This window comes from Streptomyces sp. S3(2020) (genome assembly GCF_013044505.1).
Taxonomy (GTDB): Bacteria; Actinomycetota; Actinomycetes; order Streptomycetales; family Streptomycetaceae; genus Streptomyces.
The window spans coordinates 1-4,549 of record NZ_JABERD010000392.1; the positions used below are offsets into that span (position 1 = coordinate 1).

Genomic DNA, 4,549 nt, shown 5'->3' on the forward strand with positions numbered 1-4,549 from the left:
GCAGGAAGCGGGTGCCGAGCCCGGCCGCCCGGTCCGCAAGGCGGTCGTCCCGGCCGCCGGGCTCGGCACCCGCTTCCTGCCCGCGACCAAGGCGACCCCCAAGGAGATGCTGCCGGTCGTCGACAAGCCGGCCATCCAGTACGTCGTGGAGGAGGCGGCCTCGGCCGGTCTCGACGACGTACTGATGATCACCGGTCGCCACAAGCGGGCCATCGAGGACCATTTCGACCACGCCTTCGAGCTGGAGCAGGCCCTCGCGGCGAAGGGCGACACGGTCCGCCTCGACGCCGTGCGCGACCCGGCCCGGCTCGCCAACATCCACCACATCCGGCAGGGCGAACCCCTCGGCCTCGGCCACGCGGTGCTGTGCGCCCGCCGGCACGTCGGTGCCGAGCCGTTCGCCGTCCTGCTCGGCGACGACCTCATCGACCCGCGCGAGACACTGCTCAGCCGGATGCTCGACGTCCGCGACGAGCACGGCGGGAGCGTGGTCGCGCTGATGGAGGTGGAGCGCGAACAGATCCACCTCTACGGCTGCGCCGCCGTGGAACGCACCGGCGACGAGGACGTCGTCCGCGTGACCGGGCTGGTGGAGAAGCCGTCGCCCGAGAACGCGCCCAGCACCTACGCGGTCATCGGCCGCTACGTCCTGGACCCCGAGGTCTTCGACACCCTGGAGCGCACCCCGCCCGGCCGCGGCGGCGAGATCCAGCTGACCGACGCCCTCCAGGAACTCGCCGCAGGCGGCACGGTGCACGGGGTCGTCTTCGAGGGACTGCGCTACGACACCGGCGACAAGGCGGACTATCTGCGCACGGTGGTCCGGCTGGCCTGCGACCGGCCCGACCTGGGGCCCGAATTCCTCGCCTGGCTCAAGGAGTTCGTCACGGCGGCCGGGAACGGCGCAGCCGACCGCCGACGGCTCGCGGCCTGATCACACACCAGGGCCCCGACCGACGGCCGGGGCCCTGTCGGTACGCGCGGCTCAGCCGTTGGGACGCAGGGTCCAGACCACGGTCATCTCACCGGTCACCGCTCCGTCGGCGCGCCGGATCTCGATCGTCACCGGGAACTCGGGGCGCTCCCCCGCGTCCAGCTCGGCGACGACCTCGGCGACGGGGCGGCCCAGCGTCGCCGTGGCGGTGACGGCGCCCATCGCGAGCTTCCTGTACGCGATCTCGGCCTTGACGGCGAGCGGCACGGCTCGCGAGAGCTGGTCCCCGAACGCGGCGAGGACGATGGAGCCGCTGGCGGTCTCGCCGAGCGTGAACATCGCGCCGGCGTGCGGGCCGCCCACGTGGTTGTGGTACTCGCCCTGGTCCGGCAGGGCCACCACGGCCTTCTCCGGCGTGGTCTCCAGGAACTCCAGGTTCAGGGTCCGGGCCATGGGCACGGTGGCGGACAGCATCTCGCCGATCGACATCTGGTCTGCGCTCATGACGAGCATGTTACCCACGAGTAGCCTCGGGTGGCCAGGCCGGTGTGATGATCGTCGTATCCTTTGCGCCCATGGGGCCAGGAGAGCGACCGCCGGGGGGCGGAACAGATCCGCAGCAGGACGCGAACCCGTACCGGCAGCCGGGATATCAGCAGCCCAACCCGTACACCGCGCGGCCTGCGGCGCCGGACGGCGGGAACCGGCGTACGAGAACCGTCGCCCTCGCCGCGACCGCGGCCGTCGTGGTCGCCGCCCTGGTGACCGGCGCCGTGCTCCTCGGGGGCGGCAGCGACGACGAGGCGGCACCGGACCCGACGCGTTCCTCGGTATCGCCGTCCGCCTCCGGCGACCCGCGCGCGGCGGACGGGCAGCGGCCGACCGTGGACGGCTGGAAGGTCGTGGTGAACACGGGCCTCGGCGTCGCCTTCGACGTCCCGGCGGACTGGGCGCTGGAGTCGAGGGACTGGGTGTCCTATGTCGCGGAGGACGACGATCCCGACGAGACACCGCTGGTCGCCATGAAGGGACCCGCCGTCCTCAAGGCGCGGTGGTGCACCTCGGACGACGACAAGGACGGCAGGACCGACGACACGCCGTTGGCGAGCGTGGGATCACGGGGCAACAACGGCGCGCGCAGCACCGAGGAGATCGCCCGCGCCGACTCCGCGGCCTGGGTCTACGGCATGTACACCCAGCCGGACAGGAAGAAGGTCACCACCGCACCGGTCACCTCCTTCACCACCGCGTCGGGCCTGACCGGCAGCGTCGCCACGTCGACGTCCTCCGGGGTCGAGCGGCAGGACAAGTGCGACACGGACGGCAGGGCGACGACCTTCGCCTTCGAGAACGCCGAGGGCGACTTCGCGTCCTGGTCGTTCTTCGGTGCCGCGGGCGTCGACGAGGAGGTTCCGCAGGCCACGGTCGTGGAGATTCTGAGCACGGTACGGGTGTTCACGCCCGAGGAGTCCTGACTTGCTACGTCCCTGACAAGGGGCGGTGACCGAATCGATGCACGGACGCCACTAAGGTGGCTGCCCATGTGGCCAGGACAGCAGCCGCCCGGGGGCGAGCAGAACCCGCAGGACCCGCACAACCCGTACCAGCAGCCGGGGTACCAGCAACCCAGTCCGTACCAACAGCCCGGCTATCAGCAGCCCAACCCCTACGGGCAGCAGCCCCAGTGGGACACGCCCCAGCCGCCGCAGCCGGGAGGTCCCGGTGACGGCGGCGGTGGCAACCGTACGAAGATCACGGCGATCGTGGCCGCGCTGGCCGTCGTCGTGGCCGCCGGTGTGACCGGCTTCCTGGTCCTGGGCGGTGACAAGGACGACGAGGCGGACGGCGGCTCGGACAAGCAGACCGGCCAGACCGCGCCCGCGTCGAAGTCCGCCTCGACCGATCCGTCCGCGTCGGCCTCCGGCTCGGACGACAACCCGCGCGGCGGCGAGGAGGCGAAGGCGACGATCGACGGCTGGAAGGTCGTCGTCAACCCCAAGTGGGGCACCGCCTTCGACGTCCCGGCGGACTGGCAGGTCGAGTCGCCGGGCATGATCATCGGCTTCGAGGAGGACGACGCGAAGGCCGGCGACAAGCCCATCATCACCATGTCGGCGCCGGCGTACCTCAAGGAACAGTGGTGCACCTCCGACGACGACAAGAACGGTGACAAGGAGGAGACCGCCCTCGCCACCGCGGGCACCAAGGGCGCGAACGGCGCCAAGAGCACCGACGAGGTCGCCGTCAACCAGGTCCCGTGGTGGGTGTACGGCGGCTACACGCAGCCGGACAAGAAGAGTCTCACGTTCGACGAGAAGGCGAAGGCGTTCACCACGACGTCGGGCGTCAAGGGCAGCATCGCCTGGGCCCGTTCGAAGAACACGCCCCAGAAGGGCAAGTGCGCGACCGACGGCAAGGCGGTCACGTTCGGGTTCAAGAACTCGGCCGGTGACTTCGTGGCGTTCAGCCTCTACGGCGCCACGGGTGTCGACGACGAGCTGCCGGACGCGACGATCACGAAGATCCTGAGCACGGTCCGGCTCAACGGCGAGCCGACGGGCTGATCCCGGGAGAGGCAGGCCGCCTGCCGGACGTGCGGAGCCCCGGGCGGCGGAGCGAACCGGTGGCACGGTCCGCCGCGGGCGGCTCAGCCGATGCCGAACGCCCCGTCGGGGGGTTCGGGTGACGGCACGGCGTCCTCGTCCCGCACGGGCCGCGCACCACCGGTGAAGTCCCGCAGGGCGGCTCCGTGCTCGACCCGGGCGGGGAAGGCGTCGGAGGCGGTGAGCCGGGCGAGCGCGGCCGTGTCGAAGGGCTCCCTGGCGGCCACCACCACGGCGTTCCCGAACCGCCGGCCCCGCAGCACCCCCGGCTCGGCGATCAGCGCGAGCTCCGGGAACACCGTGCCCAGGGTCGCCAGCTGGGACCGCAGGAAGGCGAAGGGCGCCGCGTCGGCGAGGTTGGCCAGATAGACGCCCCCGGCGCGCAGCACCCGGTCGGCCTCCCCGACGTATCCGAGGGACGTGAGGTGCGCCGGCACCCGCGAGCCGCCGAAGACATCGGCGACGAGCACGTCCGCGGAGTCGGCCGGAGCCGCCTGGAGCCACGCCCGCGCATCGGCGGCGTGCAGGGCGATCGAGGCCCCGTCGGGCAGCGGAAGATGCTCCACGACCATCCGCGACAGCGCCCGATCGGCCTCCACGACGTCCTGCCGGGACCCGGGCCGGGTGGCGGCGAGATACCGCGGCAGTGTGAGCGCGCCGCCACCGAGATGCAGTACGTCGAGCGGCTGCCCCGGCTCGGCGACGGTGTCCAGGACATGGCCCAGCCGCCGCGCGTACTCGAACTCCAGATGCGTCGGCTCGTCCAGATCGACGTAGGACTGGGGCGCCCCGTCGACGGTGAGCAGCCAGGCCCGCGCACGGTCGACGTCGGGCATGAGCTTGGCGAACCCGTGATCGACGGCACGGGCGACGGGGAGGGACTCGGTCACCTGGTCATTGTGCCTGGGGCGCATGCCGCCAAGGGGCTGTCTCTTCTCCACATCTTCCGCTGCCCACGAAGAGGAAAGGGGAAATCCAGGTTGACGCCGATTCCTTACAAACAAACAACTAA

The 4,549-nt window shown here is 71.6% G+C and carries 5 protein-coding genes; 3 read left to right on the forward strand and 2 right to left on the reverse strand.

What is annotated here, in order from left to right:
• Positions 1-934 (forward strand): UTP--glucose-1-phosphate uridylyltransferase GalU (gene galU, locus HLK59_RS48370; protein ID WP_171148054.1); only part of this gene is annotated, 934 nt, incomplete at its 5' end.
• Positions 935-985: 51 nt separating this feature from the next.
• Here the strand turns inward: galU and HLK59_RS48375 are convergent.
• On the reverse strand, positions 986-1,423 hold the full coding sequence (locus HLK59_RS48375; RefSeq protein ID WP_171148058.1) for a DUF4442 domain-containing protein: 438 nt from the start codon (positions 1,421-1,423) through the stop codon (positions 986-988).
• Between the two features lie 86 nt (positions 1,424-1,509).
• On the opposite strand from HLK59_RS48375, the gene HLK59_RS48380 reads away from it, so the two are divergent.
• On the forward strand, positions 1,510-2,409 hold the full coding sequence (locus HLK59_RS48380) for a hypothetical protein (RefSeq protein WP_171148055.1): 900 nt from the start codon (positions 1,510-1,512) through the stop codon (positions 2,407-2,409).
• Between the two features lie 66 nt (positions 2,410-2,475).
• The gene (locus HLK59_RS48385; RefSeq protein WP_171148056.1) at positions 2,476-3,498 is read left to right on the forward strand and encodes a hypothetical protein; all 1,023 of its coding nucleotides are present in this window, start codon (positions 2,476-2,478) and stop codon (positions 3,496-3,498) included.
• 83 nt (positions 3,499-3,581) lie between these two features.
• Here the strand turns inward: HLK59_RS48385 and HLK59_RS48390 are convergent, their stop codons facing one another.
• Positions 3,582-4,427 (reverse strand): fused MFS/spermidine synthase, encoded by an 846-nt coding sequence (locus HLK59_RS48390; protein ID WP_171148057.1) that lies wholly within the window; start codon positions 4,425-4,427, stop codon positions 3,582-3,584.
• Positions 4,428-4,549 lie beyond the last annotated feature (122 nt).